The sequence below is a fragment of the Arhodomonas sp. KWT genome, assembly GCF_010993615.1.
In genome coordinates this window covers 1-2,380 of record NZ_WNXE01000303.1, presented here as the reverse complement: position 1 = coordinate 2,380, position 2,380 = coordinate 1, and the positions used below count along the sequence as shown (strand labels likewise).

Annotated in this window: 3 protein-coding genes; 1 reads left to right on the top strand and 2 read right to left on the bottom strand. The window is 70.3% G+C overall.

All coding sequences use genetic code 11. From position 1 onward, the window contains the following. The coding region (locus tag G7A99_RS18185; protein WP_163142826.1) for a sigma 54-interacting transcriptional regulator at window positions 1-909 on the top strand (909 nt) is incomplete at its 5' end. A gap of 9 nt (window positions 910-918) precedes the next feature. Here the strand turns inward: G7A99_RS18185 and G7A99_RS18180 are convergent. After that, window positions 919-1,491: an antibiotic biosynthesis monooxygenase gene (locus G7A99_RS18180; RefSeq protein WP_163142823.1), complete on the bottom strand. Its 573-nt coding sequence runs from the start codon at window positions 1,489-1,491 to the stop codon at window positions 919-921. A 55-nt stretch (window positions 1,492-1,546) separates the two neighbouring features. Beyond that, a partial coding sequence (locus tag G7A99_RS18175) for a catechol 2,3-dioxygenase (protein ID WP_163142820.1) occupies window positions 1,547-2,380 on the bottom strand: 834 nt, incomplete at its 5' end.

Genomic DNA, 2,380 nt, shown 5'->3' with positions numbered 1-2,380 from the left:
ACCCGCGCGCTGCACTCGATCAGTCCGCGCTCACAGGGGCCGCTGCTGTCGGTCAACTGCGCGGCGATCCCGCCGGACCTGGTGGAGGCGGAGCTGTTCGGCGTCGAGCGCGGTGCCTACACCGGGGCCGACCGCTCCCGGGCCGGGCGTTTCGAGCGCGCCCACGGGGGCACGCTGTTCCTCGACGAGATCACCAGCCTGCCCCTGCCGGCCCAGGGCAAGCTGCTACGCGCGCTCCAGGAGCGCGAGATCGAGCGCGTCGGCGGCACCGAGGTCCGCCGGGTGGACGTGCGTGTGGTGGCCGCCGCCAACCTCGACCTGCGCGAGGAGGTAAAGGCCGGGCGCTTCCGCACCGACCTGTTCTACCGGCTGAACGTCTTCCCCATCGAGATACCGCCGCTGCGCGAGCGCCGCGAGGACATCCCGCTGCTCACCGCGCTGTTCCTCACAAAGAGCGTCAAGCGCTGCGACAAGACCGTCCACGGGCTCACCCCGCGGGCCTACGCCGCCCTCAACGACTACGACTGGCCGGGCAACGTGCGCGAGCTCGAGAACATGATCGAGCGCGGCGTCATCCTCGCCGACCCGGAGGGCAGCGTCGACGTCCAGCACCTGTTCGCCGGCGGCGAGCAGCTCACGAGCACCGCCTTCGACCTCGCCCCCGGCGGCTCGCTGGTGCCCAGCCACGATCCGGAGCGGGCGGACGTCACCGAGCGCGAGCAGCGCCTCGCCGACGAGCTCATCGAGCGCCTGCCGTCCTTCGAGCGTCTGGAGCGGCTGATGATCGAGCGTGCCCTCGAGCGCACCGGCGGCAACGTCTCCGCGGCCGCCCGGCTGCTCGGTCTGCGTCGGGGCCAGGTGGAGTACCGGCTGAAAAAGGGCGACGCCCCGGGCGGCGGTCGGGCATGAACGCACGGTTCAGCCGTACAGCCAGCCCTTCAGCAGCCGGGTGACCCGCGGCATCACCACATAGGTGAGCAGCACCACCTGCACGGCCACCACGATGAACAGCGCCACCGGCCCCGGCAGGCCCGCCGTCACCGGCGAGAGCGCCCACTTGACCAGGCTGAGCATCAGGTAGACCACGACGGTGAGCGTCAGCGCCATCTTGTGGGGCGAGGGCTTCGCCGCCGCCGGCACCTCCGGCAGGTCGAACCAGAACTCCAGGCCCGTGACGCGCTTGATCGCCGCCTCGCCCTCGACGATGTCGTCGAGGGCATCTACCCACTGGCGCCGCTCCGTGGACTGCTCCCAGGCCCGGCAGTGGGCGTAGGTATCGAAACGGTAAATGAGCACGTACTCGTTGTCCGTCTGCGCCGAGGGACGCAGGACATACGCCCCCAGGTGCCCGGGGAACGCCTCGGCGGCGTGGACGATACCGCTCACCCAGCGCTCGTACTCCGCCTCGCACCCCGGGCGCACCCGGCGGGCGACGCTGACCGTCACGGGCCCCTCGCTGCCCGGGGTGGTCTCGGTCACGGCTGCGGCCATGGGACTCCTCCGTGTCCGCGGCGCCCCGCCGCGGGGGCGCCGTGCGGGGATGGGCTCACGCGCCCTCGGTGTACACCGTGGTGAAGGCCTCGTTGAGCTCGCCGGTGTGGTAGAAGATGCCACGCCCGAGCTCATCCTCGGTCCAGGTGATCACCGGCATGTCCGGCTGGGCGAGGTAGCCGAGGCCGGCGAAGGTCTCGTTGCGGTTGCCGGAGGGGTCGAAGAAGTAGATCGTCGCCCCGCGGGTGATGCCGTGGCGCTGGGGCGTGACGTCGATCTTGACCTTGTTCTTGGCCATGACGTCCGCGGCCTTGAGCACGTCCGACCACTCGTCGAGGAAGAAGGCGCAGTGATGCAGGCCCTTCACCGGCCCGCCGACGAAGGCGATGTCGTGCGGGGTGCTGGTGCGGGCGAGCCAGGTCGCGGCCTTGATGTCGCCGTCGGGGCCGACCAGCACCTGCTCGGTGAGCTTGAAATCCAGCACGTCCTGCATGAAGGCGGTGGACTCCTCGACCTTGTTCACGCCGCTCTCCGGGTCGAGCTCGCACATCAGCAGGGCGTGATCGAGCCAGTGCACGCCGGCGCCCTTGAGTCCGTCCGGCCACGGCTCCGGGTTGGTGGTGCTCACCGCCTTGCCGACGTAGGTCTTCTGCGCATAGAGATACATGAGGTGACCGCTCGGCAGGTGGAAACGCAGGCTGCGGCCGCAGTCCGGCAGCCTGCCGGCGGGGCACTCCTCGACCTCGACGCCGTAGGCCTCGATGCGCCGGCGGAACACGTCGAGGTCGTCGTCCGACTCCACCTTGTAGGCGATGTGGTTCATGCCCGCCCGGTCCGAGGGGCTGAGGATGACGGAGTACTTGTCCCACTCGTCCCAGCCGCGCAGGTA

What these genes read in the sequence shown, in the direction of transcription:
- G7A99_RS18180 (WP_163142823.1), bottom strand. Translation starts at nt 1,491, where the DNA reads ATGGCCGCAGCCGTGACCGAGACCACCCCGGGCAGCGAGGGGCCCGTG.